Source organism: Pseudomonas sp. (assembly GCF_030684895.1).
GTDB lineage: Bacteria > Pseudomonadota > Gammaproteobacteria > Pseudomonadales > Pseudomonadaceae > Aquipseudomonas.
In genome coordinates this window covers 61,312-81,663 of the sequence record NZ_JAUXXP010000054.1, presented here as the reverse complement: position 1 = coordinate 81,663, position 20,352 = coordinate 61,312, and the positions used below count along the sequence as shown (strand labels likewise).

General features: G+C 61.7%; 18 protein-coding genes. 8 read left to right on the top strand and 10 right to left on the bottom strand.

Annotated elements, in window-relative coordinates:
• Nucleotides 1-78 precede the first annotated feature (78 nt).
• Both Q8M42_RS12275 and Q8M42_RS12270 read left to right on the top strand, forming a co-directional pair.
• The gene (locus Q8M42_RS12275; protein ID WP_304869949.1) at nucleotides 79-1,533 is read left to right on the top strand and encodes a TrkH family potassium uptake protein; all 1,455 of its coding nucleotides are present in this window, start codon (nucleotides 79-81) and stop codon (nucleotides 1,531-1,533) included.
• Between the two features lie 72 nt (nucleotides 1,534-1,605).
• Nucleotides 1,606-3,060: a TrkH family potassium uptake protein gene (locus Q8M42_RS12270; protein WP_304869950.1), complete on the top strand. Its 1,455-nt coding sequence runs from the start codon at nucleotides 1,606-1,608 to the stop codon at nucleotides 3,058-3,060.
• Between the two features lie 8 nt (nucleotides 3,061-3,068).
• Here Q8M42_RS12270 and Q8M42_RS12265 read toward each other — a convergent pair whose 3' ends face one another.
• On the bottom strand, nucleotides 3,069-4,070 hold the full coding sequence (locus Q8M42_RS12265; protein ID WP_304869952.1) for an AraC family transcriptional regulator: 1,002 nt from the start codon (nucleotides 4,068-4,070) through the stop codon (nucleotides 3,069-3,071).
• A gap of 157 nt (nucleotides 4,071-4,227) precedes the next feature.
• Between Q8M42_RS12265 and Q8M42_RS12260 the strand changes: the two genes are divergently transcribed.
• Both Q8M42_RS12260 and Q8M42_RS12255 read left to right on the top strand, forming a co-directional pair.
• Nucleotides 4,228-4,545 carry an Mpo1-like protein gene (locus Q8M42_RS12260; RefSeq protein ID WP_304869954.1) on the top strand — a complete coding sequence of 106 codons (318 nt, stop codon included), beginning with the start codon at nucleotides 4,228-4,230 and terminating at the stop codon, nucleotides 4,543-4,545.
• Between the two features lie 170 nt (nucleotides 4,546-4,715).
• Entirely contained in the window at nucleotides 4,716-6,104 is a 1,389-nt protein-coding gene (locus Q8M42_RS12255; RefSeq protein WP_304869956.1) for an adenylate/guanylate cyclase domain-containing protein, read from the top strand.
• On the opposite strand, the gene Q8M42_RS12250 is transcribed toward Q8M42_RS12255, so the two are convergent.
• Nucleotides 6,097-7,128, bottom strand: a complete 1,032-nt coding sequence (locus Q8M42_RS12250) for a glycosyltransferase family 1 protein (RefSeq protein WP_304869958.1) — start codon at nucleotides 7,126-7,128, stop codon at nucleotides 6,097-6,099. The two genes, Q8M42_RS12255 and Q8M42_RS12250, sit on opposite strands and share 8 nt — an antisense overlap.
• Nucleotides 7,125-7,943 (bottom strand): UDP-2,3-diacylglucosamine diphosphatase, encoded by an 819-nt coding sequence (locus tag Q8M42_RS12245; RefSeq protein ID WP_304869960.1) that lies wholly within the window; start codon nucleotides 7,941-7,943, stop codon nucleotides 7,125-7,127. The genes Q8M42_RS12250 and Q8M42_RS12245 overlap by 4 nt, the downstream gene beginning before the upstream one ends.
• A gap of 125 nt (nucleotides 7,944-8,068) precedes the next feature.
• On the opposite strand from Q8M42_RS12245, the gene Q8M42_RS12240 reads away from it, so the two are divergent.
• Both Q8M42_RS12240 and Q8M42_RS12235 read left to right on the top strand, forming a co-directional pair.
• Complete coding sequence (locus Q8M42_RS12240; protein WP_304869962.1) at nucleotides 8,069-8,869, top strand: AraC family transcriptional regulator; 801 nt, start codon at nucleotides 8,069-8,071, stop codon at nucleotides 8,867-8,869.
• A gap of 116 nt (nucleotides 8,870-8,985) precedes the next feature.
• Nucleotides 8,986-9,837, top strand: coding sequence for a DMT family transporter (locus Q8M42_RS12235; RefSeq protein ID WP_304869964.1), 852 nt, complete (start codon nucleotides 8,986-8,988; stop codon nucleotides 9,835-9,837).
• Nucleotides 9,838-9,859: 22 nt separating this feature from the next.
• Here Q8M42_RS12235 and Q8M42_RS12230 read toward each other — a convergent pair whose 3' ends face one another.
• The 7 genes from Q8M42_RS12230 to recQ all read right to left on the bottom strand — a co-directional run bounded on the left by Q8M42_RS12230 (nucleotide 9,860) and on the right by recQ (nucleotide 19,136).
• Nucleotides 9,860-10,141 (bottom strand): SelT/SelW/SelH family protein, encoded by a 282-nt coding sequence (locus Q8M42_RS12230; protein ID WP_304869966.1) that lies wholly within the window; start codon nucleotides 10,139-10,141, stop codon nucleotides 9,860-9,862.
• Between the two features lie 113 nt (nucleotides 10,142-10,254).
• The gene (locus tag Q8M42_RS12225) at nucleotides 10,255-12,300 is read right to left on the bottom strand and encodes a FimV/HubP family polar landmark protein (protein ID WP_304869968.1); all 2,046 of its coding nucleotides are present in this window, start codon (nucleotides 12,298-12,300) and stop codon (nucleotides 10,255-10,257) included.
• Between the two features lie 263 nt (nucleotides 12,301-12,563).
• The gene (locus Q8M42_RS12220; RefSeq protein ID WP_304869970.1) at nucleotides 12,564-13,967 is read right to left on the bottom strand and encodes a DHA2 family efflux MFS transporter permease subunit; all 1,404 of its coding nucleotides are present in this window, start codon (nucleotides 13,965-13,967) and stop codon (nucleotides 12,564-12,566) included.
• The gene (locus Q8M42_RS12215; RefSeq protein WP_090248226.1) at nucleotides 13,967-14,401 is read right to left on the bottom strand and encodes a MarR family transcriptional regulator; all 435 of its coding nucleotides are present in this window, start codon (nucleotides 14,399-14,401) and stop codon (nucleotides 13,967-13,969) included. Before Q8M42_RS12215 ends, Q8M42_RS12220 begins: the two co-directional genes overlap by 1 nt.
• A gap of 92 nt (nucleotides 14,402-14,493) precedes the next feature.
• Complete coding sequence (locus Q8M42_RS12210; protein WP_304869973.1) at nucleotides 14,494-15,510, bottom strand: DUF2804 domain-containing protein; 1,017 nt, start codon at nucleotides 15,508-15,510, stop codon at nucleotides 14,494-14,496.
• 248 nt (nucleotides 15,511-15,758) lie between these two features.
• The gene (locus tag Q8M42_RS12205; RefSeq protein ID WP_304869975.1) at nucleotides 15,759-16,922 is read right to left on the bottom strand and encodes a diguanylate cyclase; all 1,164 of its coding nucleotides are present in this window, start codon (nucleotides 16,920-16,922) and stop codon (nucleotides 15,759-15,761) included.
• 87 nt (nucleotides 16,923-17,009) lie between these two features.
• Nucleotides 17,010-19,136, bottom strand: a complete 2,127-nt coding sequence (gene recQ, locus Q8M42_RS12200; protein ID WP_304869977.1) for a DNA helicase RecQ — start codon at nucleotides 19,134-19,136, stop codon at nucleotides 17,010-17,012.
• A 166-nt stretch (nucleotides 19,137-19,302) separates the two neighbouring features.
• Here recQ and Q8M42_RS12195 point away from each other — a divergent pair, with 166 nt between their 5' ends.
• Both Q8M42_RS12195 and Q8M42_RS12190 read left to right on the top strand, forming a co-directional pair.
• Complete coding sequence (locus tag Q8M42_RS12195; RefSeq protein WP_304869978.1) at nucleotides 19,303-19,890, top strand: YecA family protein; 588 nt, start codon at nucleotides 19,303-19,305, stop codon at nucleotides 19,888-19,890.
• A gap of 9 nt (nucleotides 19,891-19,899) precedes the next feature.
• Nucleotides 19,900-20,313 (top strand): YbaN family protein, encoded by a 414-nt coding sequence (locus Q8M42_RS12190; RefSeq protein ID WP_304869980.1) that lies wholly within the window; start codon nucleotides 19,900-19,902, stop codon nucleotides 20,311-20,313.
• The last annotated feature ends 39 nt before the right edge of the window (nucleotides 20,314-20,352 follow it).

Sequence of the window (20,352 nt, the reverse complement as noted above, 5' to 3'; positions counted from 1 at the left end):
GCGGCTGGACAGTGGCTGTACAGTGGCTGCAGCACGCGTAGAATGACGCCCCTTTGTCCCAGAGCCCGAGCCGAATCCATGTCATTGCCGACACTGCGCATCATTGCTTTTATTCTCGGCATCTTCCTGATCACCCTGGCCGCCAGCATGTTGATCCCCATGCTGACGCTGCTGCTGTATTCGCGCACCGACGACCTCAACGCCTTTCTCTGGTCCAGCCTGGTGACCGCCGCTGCGGGTATTGCCATGGTCATTCCCGGACGACCCAAGGACGCGCAGCTGCGCCCGCGCGACATGTACCTGCTGACCACCGGCAGTTGGCTGGTGGTGTGCATCTTCGCCGCCCTGCCGATGGTGCTGATTCACCACATCAGCTACACCGACGCCTTCTTCGAGACCATGTCCGGCGTTACCACCACCGGCTCAACCGTGCTATCGGGCCTGGACCACGCCTCCCCTGGCCTGCTGATCTGGCGCTCGATGCTGCAATGGCTGGGCGGCATCGGCTTTATCGGCATGGCGGTGGCGATTCTGCCGCTGCTGCGCGTCGGCGGCATGCGCCTGTTCCAGACCGAATCCTCCGACTGGGGCGAGAAGGTCATGCCACGCTCGCATATGGCGGCCAAATACATCCTGTTTATCTACCTGGGCCTGACCCTTAGCGGCTTTCTTGGCTACTGGCTCGCCGGCATGACGCCCTTCGATGCAATCAACCATGCGATGACCTCGATCTCCACCGGCGGCTACTCGACCTCGGACTCATCCCTGGCCAACTGGAACCAGCCAGCCGTGCACTGGGTCGCGGTGATACTGATGATCTTCGGCGGCCTGCCCTTTACCCTGTATGTCGCCACCCTGCGCGGTAACCGCAAAGCGCTTTACAAGGACCACCAGGTACGCGGTTTTATTGGCTTTCTGCTGGCCACCTGGCTGGTGTTCGGCACCTGGCTGTGGCTGCACTCGGATAACAGTTGGCTGGATGCGTTTCGCATCGTCGCGGTGAATGTCACCTCAGTGGTCACCACCACCGGCTATGCACTGGGCGACTACACCACCTGGGGCAGTTTCGCCGTGCTGCTGTTCTTCTACCTGACCTTTGTCGGCGGCTGCTCGGGGTCCACTTCCGGCGGATTGAAGATCTTTCGCTTTCAGGTGGCCTATGTGCTGTTGCGGGCCAACCTGCAGCAACTGGTGCACCCGCGTGCGGTGATCAAGCAGCAGTACAACAACCATAACCTCGATGAAGAAATTGTCCGCTCGCTGATCACCTTTTCGTTCTTCTTCACCATCACCATCGGCGTGATTGCCCTCGGCCTGACCTTGCTTGGCCTGGATTGGGTAACCGCGCTGACCGGCGCGGCGACCGCAGTGTGTAACGTGGGTCCAGGCCTGGGTCCGATCATCGGCCCGGCGGGTAATTTCTCCAGCCTGCCGGATGCCGCCAAATGGCTGCTGACCATCGGCATGCTGCTCGGACGCCTGGAAATTCTCACCGTACTGGTATTGGTCACTCGGGCATTCTGGCGCCATTGAGTGAAATCGGCCCGGCGATAAGCCAACCCGACAACCTAGACTCTTGCTACTTATGCAACGGAACCCGCTTAGATGGCTTGGCCGACCTTACGGATCATCGCGTTTATCAATGGCATTTTTCTGCTGACCTTGGCGGTCAGCATGGCCGTGCCCATGCTGACCCTGGTGCTGTTTGCGCGGCCTAACGAACTCAACGCTTTTCTCTGGTCCAGCCTGATCACCTTTATCGCCGGCATCGCGATGATTGCCCAGGGCCGGCCCAAAGATGTGCAATTGCGCCCACGTGACATGTACCTGCTGACGGTGTCCAGCTGGGTACTGGTGGGCCTTTTCGCCTCGCTGCCGTTTATGTTTTCCCTGCATGTGGGCATGACCGACGCGGTGTTTGAAAGCATATCGGGCATCACCGCCACCGGCGCCACGGTGCTGAGCGGGTTGGATAGCATGTCGCCGGGCATTCTGATCTGGCGTTCGCTGCTGCACTGGCTCGGCGGGATCGGCTTTATCGCCATGGCTGTGGCGATTCTGCCGATGCTGCGTATCGGTGGTATGCGCCTGTTCCAGACCGAATCCTCGGACCGCTCCGAAAAGATCATGCCGCGCTCGCACATGGTCGCCAAGTACATGATCGCGGCCTACCTGGGCATCAGCCTGCTCGGCTGCCTGGCGCTGTGGACGGCGGGCATGGGGCTGTTTGATGCGATCAACCACACCATGTCGGCCATCGCCACCGGTGGCTTTTCCACCTCGGACCAATCAGTCGGTAAATGGACCGAGCCGGCCGTGCATTGGGTCACCATCGTGCTGATGATTCTCGGCAGCGTGCCGTTTGTGCTGTTTGCCTCAATGTTGCGCGGCAACTACAAGGCGTTGATCAGGGACCAGCAGGTACGCGGCTTTCTCGGCATTTTGCTGAGCACCTGGCTGCTGCTTGGCACCTGGTATTACCTGAGCACCGAACTGCACTGGCTGGAAGCCATTCGCCACGTGGCGTTCAACACCACCTCGATCATGACCACCACCGGCTTTGCCCTCGGCGATTACACGCTGTGGGGCGGCTTTGCCGGCATGCTGTTCTTCTACCTGGGGTTTATCGGCGGCTGCTCGGGCTCGACGGCGGGCGGCTTGAAGATCTTCCGCTTCCAGGTCGCCTACGTGCTGCTCAGGGCCAACCTGATGCAGCTGATCCATCCGCGCGCGGTGATCAAGCAGCAGTACAACCGCCATCACCTGGATGAAGACATCGTCCGCTCGATTCTGACCTTCTCGTTCTTCTTCACCATCACCATTGCCGTGCTGGCCCTAGGCCTGACGCTTTGTGGGCTGGACTGGATCACCGCACTCAGCGGTGCGGCCAGCACCGTCTCCGGCGTCGGCCCCGGCATGGGCCCGATCATCGGCCCGGCAGGTAACTTCTCCAGTCTGCCGGACACCGCAAAATGGCTGCTAACCTTCGGCATGCTGCTGGGGCGCCTGGAGATCCTGACGGTATTGGTACTGATGCTGCCGGCGTTCTGGCGACACTAAGCGCGCTGCTACAAGCGCGCTCGGTACTCACCCGGCGTGGTGTCAAACCAGCGGCGGAAGGCGCGGAAGAAGTTGCTCGGGTCGGAAAAGCCCAGCAAGTAGGAAATTTCCAGCAAGGTCAGGTTGGCCTGGCCCAGATACTGACCGGCCAGCTCGCGGCGCGTGTCATCCAGCAGGTGCTGGTAGCTGGTGCCTTCATCCTGCAAACGCCGCTGCAAGGTGCGCTCGGACAGTAGCAACGCCTGCGCCACAGTTTCCCGCTTGGGCTCGCCCTGAGGCAGCAGGCGGCATAACACCTGCCGCACCTGATGGGTCACCCGCGTACCGGTAAAGCGCGCCAGGTAATCACCGGCAAACCGGTCATGCAGCTGCGCCAGCGCCTCGTTGGCCGACGGCAGCGGTGCATCCAGATCGGCCCGCTCGAACAGCAAGGCATAGTGCTCGGCGTTGAATTTCAGCGGGCACTGGAATACGTCCTCATAAGGCGCCAGATCCTCCGGAGCCGGCCCCATCAGGCTAACCAGCCGCGGACGCAGCGGCTTGCCGGTCAGCCAGCGGCAGAATGCCAATGAATGTGCCAGCGAGGCTTCCGCGCTCTGCCGTGCTGACGGTAGCCGGTCACCATGAATCGCCAGGAGCATTTCATAACCCTGCGCAGTGGGATGAAAGCTGAGGTCGGCGCCCTCGCCAATAATCCGCTGATAACGCACTAGGCGGGCAAAACCTTCCTGCAGATTGCGGCTGCTCATCACCGCATAGCCCACCACGTTGAAAGACGCTGGCCGCAGAATTTTCGCCATATTCAGGCCAATCGCCGGGTTACCGGAGGCCTGCACGGCCAGGTGCCAGAGCCGGGTCATGCCGTCCTGGGCAAAGCGCGCATCGGGGTCGGTCAAGGCGGCATAGTCGAGGCCCAGCTGGGCAAACAGACTGTGGCAATCAACCCCGCCAAGCTCCAGGGCCGCGACAATGCCCGAGGCCCAACTGGATGAAGTGGTGCGTTCGCTCATGGCGTTTTCTTATTTTCAGTCAGCAAAAAGGGCGACAGAAGGATACTAAACTGGCACCTAATGTCAGTGGCCCAGCGCGTCAGTCAACCTAGACTGCAAGTAAGCCGCCACAGCCGCAAGCCTGGTGGCGCTCAAAAGAATAAGAGGAGCCCCCCCGATGAGCACTAAAACCCACGAACGCTACAGCAGCTTCGCCGAGTTCTACCCCTATTACCTGCAGGAGCACAGCAACGCCACCTGCCGCCGCCTGCACTATGTCGGCAGCCTGTTGGTGCTCTGCGTGTTGGGCTATGCCTTGGTCACTCAGCAGTGGCTGTGGCTGCTGGCCATCCCGTTACTGGGCTATGGCTTTGCCTGGGTCGGTCACTTTGTTTTCGAGAAAAACCGCCCCGCCACCTTCGATTACCCGCTCTACTCACTGATGGGCGATTGGGTGATGCTCAAGGATGCCTTTACCGGGCGCATCAAGTTTTAACAGCCCGCCCCGGCGACCGCTGGCACAGACGGCGCTGCCGTTCGGCTGCCGCGCTTGGCGGTTGCGGTGGGCTTGGTTATGATCCCTGGCTTATTTTGCGCAGCCGGCACGGTGCGCCACCCAGGCGCCCAGCAGAGGCGCCAGACGAGCAGCAGGGATTGTCCCATCGGATGAATGTCAAAAGCGCCCCCCGAATTTCCGCACTGCCCGCGCCACCGCTGCGTGAGTACTACTCCCGCGTCCTGGCCTATATCGCCATCGCCGCCAGTATTGCCGCCGGCACCTACACCCAGCATTTCGGCTACGACATTCTCTGGATGGTGCCCTACGCCCTGCTCTATCCGCACCTTGCGCACCACCTGAGCCTGCGTTTCAAACGCGAGCATCCGCAACGCACCACCCTCAGCCTGCTATTTATTGACGCGTTGCACTCTGGCGGTGCGCTGGCGCTACTCGGTTTCTCGGTGGTTCCCAGCCTGATGTCGCTGCTGATTCTGCTGTTCAGCTCACTGGTCATCGGTGGCGTACGTCACCTCGCCCTAGCATCGCTGATTGCCCTGAGCGGCGCGGTATTTTGTGCAGCGCTGTTCCAGGTCAAGCCGAACTTCAACACCCCACCGCTGGTGGCAACGGTCAGCATCTTTTTCACCACCCTGTATATCTGCATCACCGCCTACTTCGTGCACCAACAGGGCCTGCGCCTGGCACAGGTGCGCAGCGAAATCACCCGCGAACAGGAAAAAGCCGCACGCCTGGCGCGTAACCTGGCCAAGTACCTGTCACCGCAGGTGTGGGAATCGATCTTCACCGGCAAAAAAAGCGTGCGCCTGGAAACCCAGCGCAAGAAGCTCACGGTGTTCTTCTCCGATATCAAGGGCTTTACCGAGCTGTCCGAGGAACTGGAAGCCGAAGCCCTGACCGACCTGCTCAATACCTACCTCAATGAAATGTCGAAGATCTGCCTGAAATACGGCGGCACCATCGACAAATTCATCGGTGACTGCGTGATGGTGTTCTTTGGTGACCCCAGCAGCAAAGGCGCAAAGAAGGACGCGGTGAATGCCGTATCCATGGCCATCGCCATGCGCAAACATATGAAGGTGTTACGCCAGCAGTGGCGCGCCCAGGGCATCACCAAACCGCTGGAAATTCGCATGGGGCTGAACACCGGTTACTGCACGGTGGGCAACTTCGGCGCCGATACGCGCATGGACTACACCATCATCGGCCGCGACGTGAACCTCGCCAGCCGCCTGGAAAGTGCCGCCGAATCCGGTGAAATCCTGATCTCCCACGAGACCTATTCGCTGATCAAGGACGTGATCATGTGCCGCGACAAGGGCCAGATCAACGTCAAGGGTTTTACCCGCCCGGTGCAGATCTATCAGGTGGTGGATTTTCGCCGCGACCTGGGCGCCACCTCCAGCTATGTCGAGCACGAACTACCCGGCTTTTCCATGTACCTGGACACCAACGGCATCCAGAACTTCGACAAGGAAAAGGTTATCCAGGCCCTCAGTCAGGCAGCCGATAAGCTGCGCGACAAGGTGATCATGTAGCGCCCACCTGGGCCTGCAAGCACAGCTCACCATCGAGCAGCGGCTGCTGCGCCAGAAACTCCAGCGCCGAGGCACGCCAGGATTGCCGCGCGGCCAACTCGGCGCAACGCGCGCGATCCAGGCTCAAGGCCGCCACACAGGCCGCGCGCAAGTCCTCATGCATGACCCCGCTAACGCCCGCCTGCAGCACATCCAACGGCCCGGCTACCGGAAATGCCGCCACCGGTGTGCCACACGCCAGGGCTTCGAGCATCACCAAACCGTAGGTATCGGTACGCGAGGGGAACACCAGCACGCTGGCGTTCTGAAAAACTTCGGCCAACGCCTGGCCATGCTGATAGCCGAGAAAACGCACCTGCGGATAGGCCGCCTGCAATGCCTCGCGCTGCGGCCCATCGCCGGCTACATGCTTCTGCCCCGGCAGATCGAGGGCGAGAAACGCCTCGATATTCTTCTCCGGCGCAATCCGCCCGACATACAGAAAGATCGGCTCAGCCAGACATGGCGGCGTTACGGCAGGGCGAAACAGCCGCGTATCAACACCCTTGCGCCACAGCACCAGGCGTTTGAAGCCCCAGCCGGCAAACTCCTCACGCATGCGCTCGGTGGTCACCAGCACCGCCTGGCTGGGCCGATGAAATGCGCGCAGAAAGGCATACCCCCAGCGCAGTGGCACCCAGGGCCAGCGGGTGTGCACGTATTCGGGAAAGCGCGTATGGATGGCGCTGGAGAACGCCAGCCCGCGTTTGCTTAGCCAGCGTCGCGCCGCCCAACCCAACGGGCCTTCGGTGGCCAGGTGTACGCAGTCCGGCTGAAACGCGCGAATCGCCGGGCCAACCCGCCAGAGGTTCCACGCCAGCGGAATTTCCGGGTAACTGGGGCATGGCAACGCACGAAAATCCGCTGGCGACAGCAGCTTGACCTGATGCCCCAAACCCCGCAGTTCGCTGATCAACGCCTGCAGGCTGGTGACCACACCATTGACCTGCGGTGACCAGGCGTCAGAGACGATCAGAATCCTCACAGGACCGGCTCGGCAGCCACAATCGGGGCCGCCTGCAGCTGACGCGCCTGATCATCGGCCAGGCGATACAACTCGATGCTGCCATCCAGGTGCTCAATCAGCGCCGTGCAGGACTCCACCCAGTCGCCGCAATTCATGTATTCGACCTCACCCATCGGGCGGATTTCCGCATGGTGGATATGCCCGCAAATCACGCCATTGAAGCCACGCTTGGCGCACTCATGGACGATGGCCTCTTCAAAGTCGCTGATGAAATTCACCGCGCTCTTGACCTTGTGCTTGAGGTACGCCGACAGCGACCAATAGCCATAGCCATAGCGGCTGCGCCAGAAATTCAGCCAGCGGTTGAGGGTCAGGGTGAAGCCATAGGCCGAGTCGCCGAGAAAGGCCAGCCAGCGGTGATAACGGGTGATCACATCGAATTGGTCACCGTGAATCACCAGCAGGCGACGGCCATCGGCAGTGAGGTGCTCGGCCTCGTCGACCAGCTGGATATTACCGAGCATCAGGCTGGAGTAGCGACGCAGGAATTCGTCATGGTTGCCGGTGACGTAGATCACCTCGGTGCCGCGCTTGCTCATGGTCAGCAGGCGGCGGATCACGTTGCTGTGCGACTGCGGCCAGTACACCCCGCTGCGCAGCTTCCAGCCGTCGATGATGTCGCCGACCAGGTAGATCTTGTCGGTCTGATAGCGTTTGAGAAACGCGGCCAGGTGTTCGGCCTGACAATCCCGGGTGCCCAGGTGCACATCGGAAATCCACAGGGTACGGACACGTTGCTTGCGGCTGGGCTTGGCGAGCTGGGCGCTGGTCATGGACGACCTCCGGCTGGGTTTGCTCGAGTCTGCGCAGGCGTGGTGAAAGGTGCATGACAGCGCCGTGGCAATTCGGTGACAGCCCCTAAAGGGTATAAACTGGCTGGCCGATCAAGGAGCCCACCATGTCTTCGCTGCTCTCATTGCGTCACTACAGCCATGAACGGCTCAGCCACAGCCATGACCACGCGCAGCTGGTGTTTGGCCTGAGCGGCCTGCTGGAATTCGAGGTGGCCGGCCAAGGCAGCCAGGTGAAACGCCAGACCCTGGCTGTGGTGCCTAGCGCTGCGCAGCACGCCTGTGGCAGCAAAGACGGCAGTCACTGCCTGGTGCTCGACGTACCTTGCGAAGGTTGGCTGCAACAACAGCTGGGCCGGCATCTGGATGCCACGCGCCGCTTGCTGGAAAAACCCGCCGCCGTCAGCCTGAGTCCCGCGCAGAGTCAGCTGGTCAGCTGGCTGGCCGCCAGCCCGATCAATGACCCGGTGATTGCCCAACAAGGCGCCGCCCTGCTCTTGGCCAGCCTGGCCAATGGCGCGATTACTGCCCATGCAGCCAGTCGCCTGCCGCTGGCGGTGTTGGATGCGTATATCGACCAGCATGCCGCACACCCGCTGCAGGTGGCCGATCTGGCGCGTCTAGCCGGCCTCTCGACGGCGCGTTTTCACGCCCGCTTTCTTGATGAAACCGGACAAACGCCGATGGACTACGTGTGCAGCCGTCGCCTGCAGCTGGCGCGCCAGCTGCTGCAGGGCAGCAACCTGGCGATTGGCGAGATCGCTGCGCGGGTCGGCTACAGCTCACAAAGCGCCTTTAGCGCCGCGCTGTCGCGGCATCTCGGCGTTACGCCTCGGCAACTGCGCCGCACTGACTTACTCGCCGGCCCCCATCGACGAGAGCCTGGCGACAAAACCCGCGATTCCTGAGACAGACAGGGGCACAGATAGGCACCTAGACTGCCCGGCAGAATCGAGGAGTCGCCTATGCAATACATCGAATGGCAGGATTTCGACAAACCGCTACCCAACGGCGCGCGCCTGGCATGAATCAACGTAATGCGCTGTGGGCCATCCATCTGGGTGCTCTGCTGTTTGGCCTATCGGGCATCTTCGGCAAGCTGGCCAACACCACCCCGCAGATGATCTCCGCCGGCCGCGCGGTGTTCGCCGTGGCGGCCTTGCTGCTGTTCGCTAAGCTGATCAGCAACGCTCGCCTGGTCCGCCTTGGCTTGCGTCAGACCAGCCTGCTGGCCCTCGGTGGCTTGCTGCTTGGCGGTCACTGGTGGAGTTTTTTCGAGGCCGTGCATATCTCCGGCGTGGCCATCGCCACCCTCGGTTTTGCCAGCTTTCCGGCCTTTACCGTGCTGCTGGAGGGGCTGCTGTTCCGTGAGCGCACCCGGCCGATCGAGTACGCCATGGTGATACTGGTGTGCCTGGGCCTGGTGCTGGTCACCCCGGATTTCGACCTCAGCAGCCCGGCCACCAGCGGCCTGCTTTGGGCCGTGCTGTCCGGCCTGCTGTTCGCCCTGTTGTCGCTGCTCAACCGCGCCAGCACCCGTGGCGTCGAGCCAGTGCAGGCGGCGCTGTACCAGAACCTCACCGTGCTGTTGGTATTCCTGCCGCTGGCCTGGCCGACGCTGCCCAGCGTGCAGGCTCAGGATTGGTTGTGGATGGCCATGCTCGGGATCTTCTGCACGGGCCTGGCACACAGCCTATTCGTCGCCAGCCTGCGGGTACTCAAGGCGCGCACCACGGCGGTGATTTTCGCCCTGGAGCCGATTTACGGAATCGCCTTCGCCTGGTTACTGTTTAGCGAAGTGCCGACCCTGCGCATGCTCGCCGGCGGCCTGCTGATTGTCAGCGCGATCTTTATTTCGGCGCGGATGGCCAAGTGATCCAAGCGTTCCTCAACAACGCTCAGCGGTCGTTGTGGCCCAGATCGCGCGCCGGATCAATATGATCGCGCAAGCGCTGCTTGAGCACCTTGGCCTCGGGGAAACCGCCATCGGCCTTGCGCTCCCAGATCTGCACGCCATCACAGGTGATGCGAAATACCCCGCCCGTTCCGGGCTCCAGGCAAACCCTGGACAGATCATCGGTAAAGGTCGACAGCAGCTCCTGCGCTAGCCAGGCGGCGCGCAGCAGCCACTGGCATTGCGTGCAGTAGGTGATGACCACTTCGACTTTGGAGTTGGACATTGGCAGGCTCACCGCGGATGAAAAGCCGATGATAACGCGCAGCGGCATTGTCTCTGCAGAAGAAAAACGCCCGCGTAGCGCAGGCTAGCGGGCGTTGAGCAACAGCATTTGAATCAGGCGATTTTGGCCAGCAGCTGACGCGCCTCCTGCTTCTGCTCTTCATCGCCCTCTTTGATCACTTCATTGAGGATCTGGCAGGCACTGTCCAGGCTGCCCTGCTCGATATAGGCCAGGGCCATATTCAGCTTGGAGAGGTTTTCGCGGTTACCGACCAGCTCATCCAGATCATCCAGTAGCTCCACATCGAGCACGTCACCGCCCCAGCCATCGTTGGAGGTTTCCTCCACCAGCATCGACTCGGCAAACGGGCTGCGCGCATCGCGGCTGCCGGACAGCCCGAAGATATCTGAACCCTTGCGCTTGGCCGCAGCACTGCTCTCGGCCTTGTCTGCCAGTTTTTTCTGCGCAGTAGGAGCAAAGGGGCTGACCAGATCCCAGTCAGCGTCCAGCGACATATCGTCCAGATTGAGCTGGCCATCATTGGCAGCCTCATCCAGCGGCTGCGCCTCGACCTCATCCAACTCCAGCACCACATCGTCCAGCAGGCTGGCCGGTGGCGCGCTGAACAGCTCGGCATGCCGCGCTTTCAGCTCGTCAATCCGCGCCGGGGTAAAACCGGATGCGCGCACCAATGCTTCATGAGCGATAAAGCCCTGGGTATCACCCAGCAAGGCCAGCACTTCCAGCAGGCGGAAGCCGATATCACTGCGTTGCGGCTGGGCATCCCAGGCCTTGCGCAAGGTACTGGCGGCTTCACTCAGACGACCATAGGCGACATACACGTTGGCACTTTGCAGCGCATCTTCACCCGCTGCCGGCCATACCGGTCCGCCGCGCGGCACCTCACGTACATTCAGAGCCACTGCGGCTGCAGGTTTGACTGCTATAGCCGGTGCAACACTTGGCGCCTTGGGCATGGCGGGGGTCAGCGCAGCTGCAACCGCAACAGGCGCTGGCTCAACGGGTTTTCTGCTGCGCCAGAACAGGCCCGCCACGCCCGCCAGTAACAGCACCAGCAGACCGGCGATAAGCGCCAACCAGTTACTACCCGATGCCGCTGCAACCGGCGCGGCTGCCGCCACAGGCGCTGCTGTTGCTTCGGCACTCGCGCGGCGTGCGGCCAACTCGGCCTGCAGGCCGGCTATCTGCTGATCACGCGCGTCCATCTGTTCCTGCAACTGCTGCACCTGCAGGCCCAGCTGCGCCAGGCTCTGCTGCAATTGCAGGGTCTCGCTAATCTGATTGGCCAGTTCCTGCTCGACGCGGGCCTGCTCCTGAATCAGTTGCTCAGCCGGCGGTTCAACCGGCTGCTGAGCACTTGGGGCAGCTACAGCCTCTGACGCAGCCGCTATGGCAACAGGTGCTTCGGCTACTGCCGGTGCAGCACTGGCGAGGCTGTCAGGCAAGAGCAATTGCGCACCAACACGCAGGCGATTGATATCGCCATTGATAAAGGCTTGCGGGTTAAGCGCATGGATATCGTTCATCAGCGCCTGGGGCGTCACCTGCCCGGCGTCGGCGGCCAGCCGCGTGGCTATCTTCCACAGGCTGTCGCCGCTGACCACGCTGTAGCGATTACCCTGCTGCTCGGCGGGCATTACCGCCGGACGCACAGGCGCGGCCGGTGCTACGCGCGGCGTAGTGGCGACGACTGCGGGCGCGGCAGATGTTGCAGGTGCAGCCAGGCTGCGGTAGGCGGCAGAGCTGGGCGGGTCGAGCAGCACGGTGTACTCGCGGTACAACTGGCCATTGGGCCGCACCACTTCGACGATAAAATTCAGGTAAGGCTCACGCACCGGCTGGGTCGACACCACGCGAATCACGCTCTTGCCGCCGCGCAGCAACGGGGTAAAACGCAGGTCATTGAAGAAATACAGACGGTCGACGCCGGAGCGGCTGAACACTTCCGCCGGTGCCAGGCGCACGCGCATGTCGGCGGCGGTCAGATCGCCCACATCAAACAATTCGATTTCGGCATCCAGCGGCTGACTGAGCGCCGAATGCAGGGTGATTTCGCCCAGGCCAAGGGCTGGAACCAGCCCAGAATACAGGGCCGAGCTGGATGCCAGACCAATCAGTAATTGACGAACCTTTGCCATAAAAAACGCTCCCGGTGAATCCGCCCCTGTGCCCTCGCCACTTCACGTCCAAGACGTGCGCTTCCAGCGCTTGCGAGAGTATAGAAGACGGCAAATGCGGCCTTGGGAAGTACGTTCCGTGTTTAACCCGGCTGGTGCATGGCAATAATTACGGCGCACTGAATAGACAAATGCCAACCGCCGTTTGGCAAAAAGCCACCACAGGTGCAAGCATAGGCCTGCAGTCAAGAAAATGACAACTCCGTCACACTACCACTGAGCTGTCAGCGTCTTGTCGATTTGACGCCCCAGGCCGCCAACACCGTAACCGCGAAGACCCCGGCCACCAGCCAGAAACTCTGCTTGAAGGCGAGCATCTCCGCGACGTGATCGCCGCCTTCAGCGCTGTGTCGCCACTCCAGAAAGAAGGTCAGCAGATTGACCCCAAATGCGCCGCCTAGCTGACGCACGAAGGTAATAGCCCCCGCGCCCTGGGCCAGTTCCTCGGGGCTGAGGATATCCAGTGAGCCGGTACTCAAAGCCGGCAGCAATACACCCAGGCCAATGCGCCCGACGCAGGCCCAGAAACACAGCTGGATAAACGAGGCGCCCTGCTCGACCCAGGCCAGCCCCGCCGCCGACAGCGCAAAAATCAGTAGACCGGCACTCAGCAGCACGGCGGCAGACAGCCGATCACTGAGCCAGCCGCCGAGAAAGGATGCCATGCCCATCAATATCCCGGCCGGCAGCAGCAGCAGCCCCGAACGCCCGGCGCTAAAGCCTTCGACGGTCTGCAGATACAGCGGGATCAGGTAAGTCGAACCATACAGACCCAGCCCCAGGGTCAGGGCGACCCAGCTGGCGCTGCGAAACCCGGCATGCCGCCACAACGCCAGGGGCAGCAGCGGCTGAGTGGCGCGGCGGCTGCGCAGAATAAACACCGCGCCCGCTAACAGCGCCACACAACCTGGCAACCAGACCCGGGGCGCCGACCAGGCAAAACGCTGCGCCTCGGCAAGAAAGCCTAACGCTGCGAATATCGCCACACACAACCAGGCAAAGGCCTGGATATCCAGACGCGGCGTGCTGCGCTCACGTTCACTGGGCAACAGCCATTGCCCCGCGAGCATGGCCAGCAAACACATCGGCAGCGGCATCCAGAAGATCGACGGCCAGCCGAAATGATCGACCAGATAACCGCCAATCCCCGGCCCCAACGACGGTGCCAGCATCACCCCCAGGCCATATATGCCCAGCGCCATGCCGCGCCCACCGTCGGCGAATACCCGGAAGATCAGCACCATGGCCAACGGCTGCACGATGCCCGCGCACAGCCCCTGCACGATGCGCAGGGCGATCAGCTGCCAGGCAGAGTGTGCCACCAGCGCCAACAGGGAACTGAGAATAAACAGCAGCAGGCCGAATTGCGCCGTACGCCGCGCGCCGAAGCGCGCCTGGGCCCAAGCGGCCAACAGCAGGCCGGCGGTCATGGCGGCGAGGAAACCGGTGGACAACCACTGCGCCAGCGGCCGGCCGATGGCGAAATCCGCCATGATCGCCGGCAGGGCGACGTTGATACTGGTGGAGGCCAACACCATGGCCATGCTGCCGACCATCAGCAGCGCCAGCAGCCACTGCGGGTAACGCGGGCCGAAGCGTTGCTGCAAGCTTTGCAGGTCGTCACGCATCAGCGTTTTTCCAGGTTACTCAACACCTGGGCATGGACCTTCTGGCAGCGGCGCAATTCGTCTTCATCGATGCCAGCAAAGACTTCCTGGCGCAGTTGCGCGGAGATCGCTTCGATCTTTTCAATCAGCGGGCGAGCCTGTGGGCTGAGGGCAATTTTCTTCGCGCGACGGTCTTCAGGAACCGCCTGGCGGCTGACCAATCCCTGGGCTTCCAGGCTGTCGAGCAGGCGCGCCAGGGTCGGCCCTTCAACGCCGACGCTCTGCGCCAATTCGCGCTGGGTCGGCAATTCGGCAAAGCGCCCCAGGTGCAGCAGCACCAGCCAGCGGGCTTGCGACAGCCCCAGACCGACCAGACGGCGATCCAGTTCGGCGCGCCAGGCGCGGGAGAGTTGGGCAACTTGCATGGCAAAACGGTGTTGATCGGTATGCGACATGGACAACGGCTCTTAACTATAAAAAACTAATTATTAGCCAGCTAACCATAACCCTTTTAACGAGGCAAGCCTGCAAAAGGCCTACAACCGTTTCACCACTTTACATACTGATCTTCGACAAAGCCCCACAGGTTGTCGATGCGCACTTCGGGTCGGCCAATGGGCCGCAGCACGCCAGTGAACTGGCCGAAAATCTGTTTGAAATTACTCGCCAGCAGCCCCACGTTCAGCCGCTCCTTGTGCAGGCCGCGCCCCTCGAAACGCAGCTCGACCTGGCCGTCATAGGAGTTGATCACCCAGGGTTCTAGCGGTTGATCACGATCAAAGGCAAAGCGCACGGTATCAACCTTGAGCAACTCGCCGTCCAGCCAGAAGCAGTTCTCGGTAAAGCTGCTTTCGTTAACCCCACAGGACAGGTTCAGACCGACTCGTTGTTGACCTGCTTGACCGGACAGGCAAGCCCAGTTCCAGTGGGTTTCAGGCCGCATGTAACCGGCCGACCAGTCGTGGTGAGCGAATGCGCCGATCTGCGCCAGATCAAAATCCCCCAGCGCGCTGCGCACCTGCCCCGCGCAACGTACCCCCGCCACTTTCTGCGCATAGACCCAGCCATTGACCGCAGTAGGCGTATTGATGCACATCGGCTGAAAAGCAGGCTCTGCCTCGGAGAAACAGGCATCGATGCGGGTGCCGTCATCCAGTTCCACCAACAGGCGTTTTTCCCGCGAGGCAGCACTGTTCTCCAAACGCAGCAGATTACCGCCGCTGCGCAGCTCGCACACGCCCTGATCCGGGGACTGCGAGAACAGGCTGCCAAAGCCCAGCGGCAGCTTGAACTGGCGCTCGATCATGCGCCCGCTGGCGGGATGGAACAGATAGACAAAACCCACGCCCAGCAGGCTGAGATTGGCCAGCGCGCAGCCGCCAATCAGCTCATCGCTGATCAGGCCGAAATACTGGAACTGATGGAAGCGCCGCCATTTGGCCAACGCGCCCAGCTTGCGGCCCATGGGTGAACGGAAATCAAAATCGCGGTAATTGATCAGCCCCGGCGCTGCGGGAAATATGCCGTAATGCGGCTGGCCGTTGGCCTGAATCAGTCGGTCCATCGCAGCAATCACTCAAGGAAAAAACCTCAGCGATGCTAGCACCGCGACTTCGCTGCGGGCATTCACCGCAGGCGCCAAGCGCAGCGGCAAAATCGGCCACCGCCCCCAAGAATCTTTTTAGGATCTTGCGAGCTAGAGTCCTGCAAGGCAAAAACAGGCGAGGAAGCGGAGTGTACTTTTGTACATGAGCATTCCGAGCCTGTTTTTAACGCAGCAGGGCCGACGCGCAGCTGATCGTAAATAGATTCTCAGGCCACGACCTGATTGCGGCCAAACGCCTTGGCTTCATAAAGCGCGCGATCTGCATGCTCATAGAGCTGCGCCAGCGCGCCACCTGCGGCAGGCTGGATGCAGGAAATACCAATCGACATGGTCAGCATACTCGCCGTATCCGAGCCGGCATGTTCGATATTCAGGGTCTGCAACGTCTGGCGCAGCGCTTCGCCGTGGTGCCGTGCTTCAGCTTCGCCGATGTCGTAGAGCAGCACGGCAAACTCTTCGCCGCCCAGGCGCACGGCCATGTCCAGCGGGCGCCGCGCGGCGTCCTGCAGCAGGCTGCCAATACGCTGCAACACGTTATCGCCAGCCTGGTGGCCGTAATGGTCGTTGTAAGCCTTGAAGTGATCAACATCGCAGAGCAGCAATGCCAGGCTGCGGTGTTCGCGCTGAGCCTGGCGCCAGAGGCGCTCGAACTGGCGATTGAAGCTGCGGCGGTTGTGCAACCCGGTCAGGCTGTCGTGATCGGCCAATACGCGCATCAGACGGCTGATCAGAAAGTGCTCGCGCGATTTGAACTCCAGCAGGTAACAGCCCACCGCGCCCATCAGGTTGCCGAACAGTAGAAACAGAATGTTATTGATCAGCCGAGGCACCGGCAAACTGGCCACCAGCAACTCGACGCAGACGTAGACCAGCAGCACCAACAAGGAACAGCACAACGCTTCGATCAGACGTAGCCCCGCCAGAAAGTAGGCAGCCATACAGACCAGCAACAGCCCCTCATAGGGGTAGCTGGGATCAACCCGATGGGCAATGCCTACTACAAAGGAGGCCGCAGCGCCCAGCGCCAAGAGGCTTACCAGGCTCAGCGGTTGCAACAAATGAACGTGCTTACGCTGAATCAGCAACCCGCCGAACAGGCACAGCAACACTAAAACGGCGAGGCGGATGGCCAGCATCCACCACACCTCGGGCGCCTGGATCAGGACAAAATCGAACGCGGCAAAGGCCAGCCACACCAGAATGCCCACGCCCAGGGCAATCCGTTTGAGATCGAAGGTGTCGTCACGCACATAGTTGCGATACTCCTGCTCCAACGGCCGCGAGAAGCGCAACAGGCGAAAGCCCAGGGCGAGCTGATCCGCGTAGGGGCTGGGGCGAACATCGTCTAACCAGGCATGGGAAAGCGGCACCGGAACCTCTGCAGCTGGGTGGCTGAAAACACCTTAGTCGCTCGTACCCGGTGCCACAAGATCAACCGGCTGTCATACCGAATTCACTCAGGCCTCGAATTCCGCCTGCAACGCCGCTCGCACGCAATGCAGAATGCCCAGCTCAACGCGCCCGGCAAACTGCTCGCTGATCGCTGCTACCGGCGGCAGCTCGCCCTCGCCATCAAGGAAGGCATCCTGAATTTCACCCAGCAATGCGTCGGGCACATCCAGCGCCTGCTCCAGGGACAGCTGTTGACGACCAATGGCTTCGGCCAGCAGGCCGTAGACATTCTTCTCGCTGCAGCTGAGCTGACTGGCGATCTGCGCAGGCGTCATGCCGGCACGGGCCAGGCTGACCAGCTCGTGGCACAAGTCGACCACCGCGCGCGGCGCTTCATCATCCGCACCCAGCACGGCCAGGAAGGCCTCGCCATAACGCTCCAGCTTGCGCGCGCCGACACCACTGACCCGCGCCATTTCGGCCAGCGTGCTCGGTTTGCTGCGCAGCATCTCCAGCAAGGTGGCATCCGGGAAAATCACATAGGGCGGCACGCCATGCTCTTCCGCCAGTTTGCGCCGCAAGGCGCGCAGCGCTTCCCACTGGCCGCGCTCTTCACCACGCACCAGCTGGCTGGCCGCGCTGCTGGAGGCCTTGGCGCTTTGCTGCGGTTTCAGATCGCGGCGTAGCTGCAGACTGACCTCGCCCTTGAGCAAAGGCCGGCAACTGTCAGAAAGACGCAGGCCACCAAAGCCCTCGAGGTCGACATCGGCCAAGCCGCGCGCCACCAACTGACGGAACAGCGAACGCCACTCACCTTCGGCCAGCGCCTTGCCGATGCCAAACACCGCCAGGTGCTGATGGCCCACGCCGCGGATTTTTTCGTTGTCGCGGCCAAGCAGCACATCGACCAGATGCCCCACGCCATAGCGCTGACCGGTGCGATAGATCGCCGACAGCGCCTGGCGCGCCGGCTCGGTGGCATCCCAGGTCTGCACGCCATCGATGCAGTTGTCGCAGTGGCCGCAGGGCTGCGGCATGTCCTCGTCGAAATAGGCCAGCAGCGCCTGGCGCCGGCAGCGGGTTTCCTCACACAGTGCGAGCATGGCATCGAGCTTGTGCTGTTCGACGCGCTTATGCCGCTCATCACCCTCGGAGTTATTGAGCATCTGCTTGAGGAAAATCACATCCTGCAGGCCGTAGGCCATCCAGGCATCCGCTGGCAGGCCGTCACGGCCGGCGCGACCGGTTTCCTGGTAATAGGCTTCCAAGGATTTCGGCAGGTCGAGGTGGGCGACAAAACGCACGTTGGGTTTGTCGATGCCCATGCCGAAGGCGATGGTCGCCACCATGATCAGCCCTTCCTCATTGAGAAAGCGTTTCTGGTGATAGGCGCGCAACTCATTGGCCAGGCCGGCGTGGTACGGCAACGCCGGGAAGCCCTGCTCAGAGAGGAAGGCGGCAACCTCTTCGACCTTCTTGCGCGACAGGCAATACACGATGCCAGCATCGCCCTTGCGCGCTGCGAGGAAGTTCAGCAACTGCTTGCGCGGCTGCTCCTTGGGTACGATGCGGTAAAAGATATTCGGTCGGTCGAAGCTCGACAGAAAACGCTCGGCATTCTGCAAATGCAGACGCTGAACAATTTCCTCGCGCGTACGCATATCCGCCGTGGCGGTCAGGGCGATGCGCGGCACGTTGGGGAACAGCTCGGCGAGCTGGCCCAGCTGCAGGTATTCCGGCCGGAAATCATGCCCCCATTGCGATACGCAATGCGCTTCATCGATGGCAAACAGGGCAATCTCGAGGTTCTGCAAAAAGCTCAGCATGCGCGGCTGCACCAGCCGCTCAGGGGCCAGGTAGAGCATCTTGATTTCGCCGCGTTTGATCCGCTCGGCGATCTCGCGCTGTTCATCGGCGCTCAACGTGGAGTTCAGTGCCGCCGCGGCCACGCCCAGCTCGTCGAGAGTCGCGACCTGATCATCCATCAGCGCGATCAGCGGCGACACCACCACCGCCAGGCCTTCGCGCAGCAGGGCCGGCACCTGAAAACACAGCGACTTGCCGCCACCGGTGGGCATCAGCACCAGGGCATCGCCGCCACTGGCCACGCGCTCGATAATCGCCCCCTGACGGCCACGAAAGCTGTCGTAGCCGAATACGTCTTTGAGGATGCGTTGCGCGTGCTCGAGCATGAAGGGTCTCCGAAACAAGCCGCGCATTATACGCAAGTGCCGCTTGGGCACGCGCAGCCATGGCGGAGTTTGATCCGATTTTCGCCGCCCGTGGCCTGCGGCTATGGCCGCTGTGGCTGCGGTCGACTAGAATCGACCCTCGTTTACTCCTTCAAGGTAGCCCCCGATGTCCTTCGCCGAGCAACTCTCCCGCCTGCAAGCCTTCCTCGATGCCGATGAGCTGCATGAAGAGGCACTGGACTACATCGCCGCCCACGGCTACCTGACCGCCCTGTCGATCTGCCCACAGCCAGTGCCGGAGCGCGAGTGGATTGACGCGCTGTTCTCCGAGGCGCCGCACTACCGCAGTGATGCCGAGCGCGAAGAGATCGAAGCCACCCTGATTCAGCTGCAAAGTCATATCGCCCGCCAACTGGCCAGCGACGATGAACCCGACGTACCCTGCGAGCTCGACCTGGGTGAAGAACCGGACGATTCCGACCTGCGCGGCTGGTGCATCGGCTTTATGGAAGGGGTGTTCCTGCGTGAGTCGGTATGGTTCGACGACGCCGAAGATGAAGTCAGCGAGCTGCTGCTGCCGATCATGGTCGGTTCCGGCCTGTTCGACGAGCAGCCTGAGTTCGCCGAGATCGCCCGTGATCGCGACCTGGTCGACAGCATGGTTGAGCAGATCCCTGAGCTGCTAACGGCGCTGTTTCTGCTGTGCAATGCGCCGGAAGAAAAGCCGGCCCTCCTGAAGCCCCGCCACCACTAAGCACGCGCCATGGCGCGTGAGATTCCGCTGCCGCCTGTTAAAGAGCAGCGCAACCCGCTTATTCGCTTCGCTCTGCTGGCCATCGGCTGGCTGAGCGTGGCGCTGGGGGTTATCGGCATCTTCCTCCCCGTGCTGCCCACCACGCCTTTTCTGCTGCTGGCTGCCGCCTGTTTTATGCGCAGCTCGAAGCGCTTCTACCTGTGGCTGGTCAATCATCGCCAGCTTGGCCCGTGGATTGTCGACTACCTCGAAGGTCAGGGCATTCCGCTCAAGGGCAAAGTCTACGCCATCAGCCTGATGTGGCTGAGCATCGGCCTGTCGTGCTACCTGGTGCCGCTGTTCTGGGCCAGGGCTTTTATGCTGACCAGCGCGGTACTGGTCAGCCTGTACATCCTTAGACAGAAAACCCTGGTCAAACCCTAAGCAACACACCTGCCGACATTCGGTATATTCAGCGCGGCA

Bases quoted from the DNA above. Each gene is read 5' to 3' on its own strand.
- Q8M42_RS12275 (WP_304869949.1), top strand. From the start codon at position 79: ATGTCATTGCCGACACTGCGCATCATTGCTTTTATTCTCGGCATCTTC.
- Q8M42_RS12270 (WP_304869950.1), top strand. From the start codon at position 1,606: ATGGCTTGGCCGACCTTACGGATCATCGCGTTTATCAATGGCATTTTT.
- Q8M42_RS12265 (WP_304869952.1), bottom strand. From the start codon at position 4,070: ATGAGCGAACGCACCACTTCATCCAGTTGGGCCTCGGGCATTGTCGCG.
- Q8M42_RS12260 (WP_304869954.1), top strand. From the start codon at position 4,228: ATGAGCACTAAAACCCACGAACGCTACAGCAGCTTCGCCGAGTTCTAC.
- Q8M42_RS12255 (WP_304869956.1), top strand. From the start codon at position 4,716: ATGAATGTCAAAAGCGCCCCCCGAATTTCCGCACTGCCCGCGCCACCG.
- Q8M42_RS12245 (WP_304869960.1), bottom strand. From the start codon at position 7,943: ATGACCAGCGCCCAGCTCGCCAAGCCCAGCCGCAAGCAACGTGTCCGT.
- Q8M42_RS12240 (WP_304869962.1), top strand. From the start codon at position 8,069: ATGTCTTCGCTGCTCTCATTGCGTCACTACAGCCATGAACGGCTCAGC.
- Q8M42_RS12235 (WP_304869964.1), top strand. From the start codon at position 8,986: ATGAATCAACGTAATGCGCTGTGGGCCATCCATCTGGGTGCTCTGCTG.
- Q8M42_RS12230 (WP_304869966.1), bottom strand. From the start codon at position 10,141: ATGTCCAACTCCAAAGTCGAAGTGGTCATCACCTACTGCACGCAATGC.
- Q8M42_RS12225 (WP_304869968.1), bottom strand. From the start codon at position 12,300: ATGGCAAAGGTTCGTCAATTACTGATTGGTCTGGCATCCAGCTCGGCC.
- Q8M42_RS12220 (WP_304869970.1), bottom strand. From the start codon at position 13,967: ATGCGTGACGACCTGCAAAGCTTGCAGCAACGCTTCGGCCCGCGTTAC.
- Q8M42_RS12215 (WP_090248226.1), bottom strand. From the start codon at position 14,401: ATGTCGCATACCGATCAACACCGTTTTGCCATGCAAGTTGCCCAACTC.
- Q8M42_RS12210 (WP_304869973.1), bottom strand. From the start codon at position 15,510: ATGGACCGACTGATTCAGGCCAACGGCCAGCCGCATTACGGCATATTT.
- recQ (WP_304869977.1), bottom strand. From the start codon at position 19,136: ATGCTCGAGCACGCGCAACGCATCCTCAAAGACGTATTCGGCTACGAC.
- Q8M42_RS12195 (WP_304869978.1), top strand. From the start codon at position 19,303: ATGTCCTTCGCCGAGCAACTCTCCCGCCTGCAAGCCTTCCTCGATGCC.
- Q8M42_RS12190 (WP_304869980.1), top strand. From the start codon at position 19,900: ATGGCGCGTGAGATTCCGCTGCCGCCTGTTAAAGAGCAGCGCAACCCG.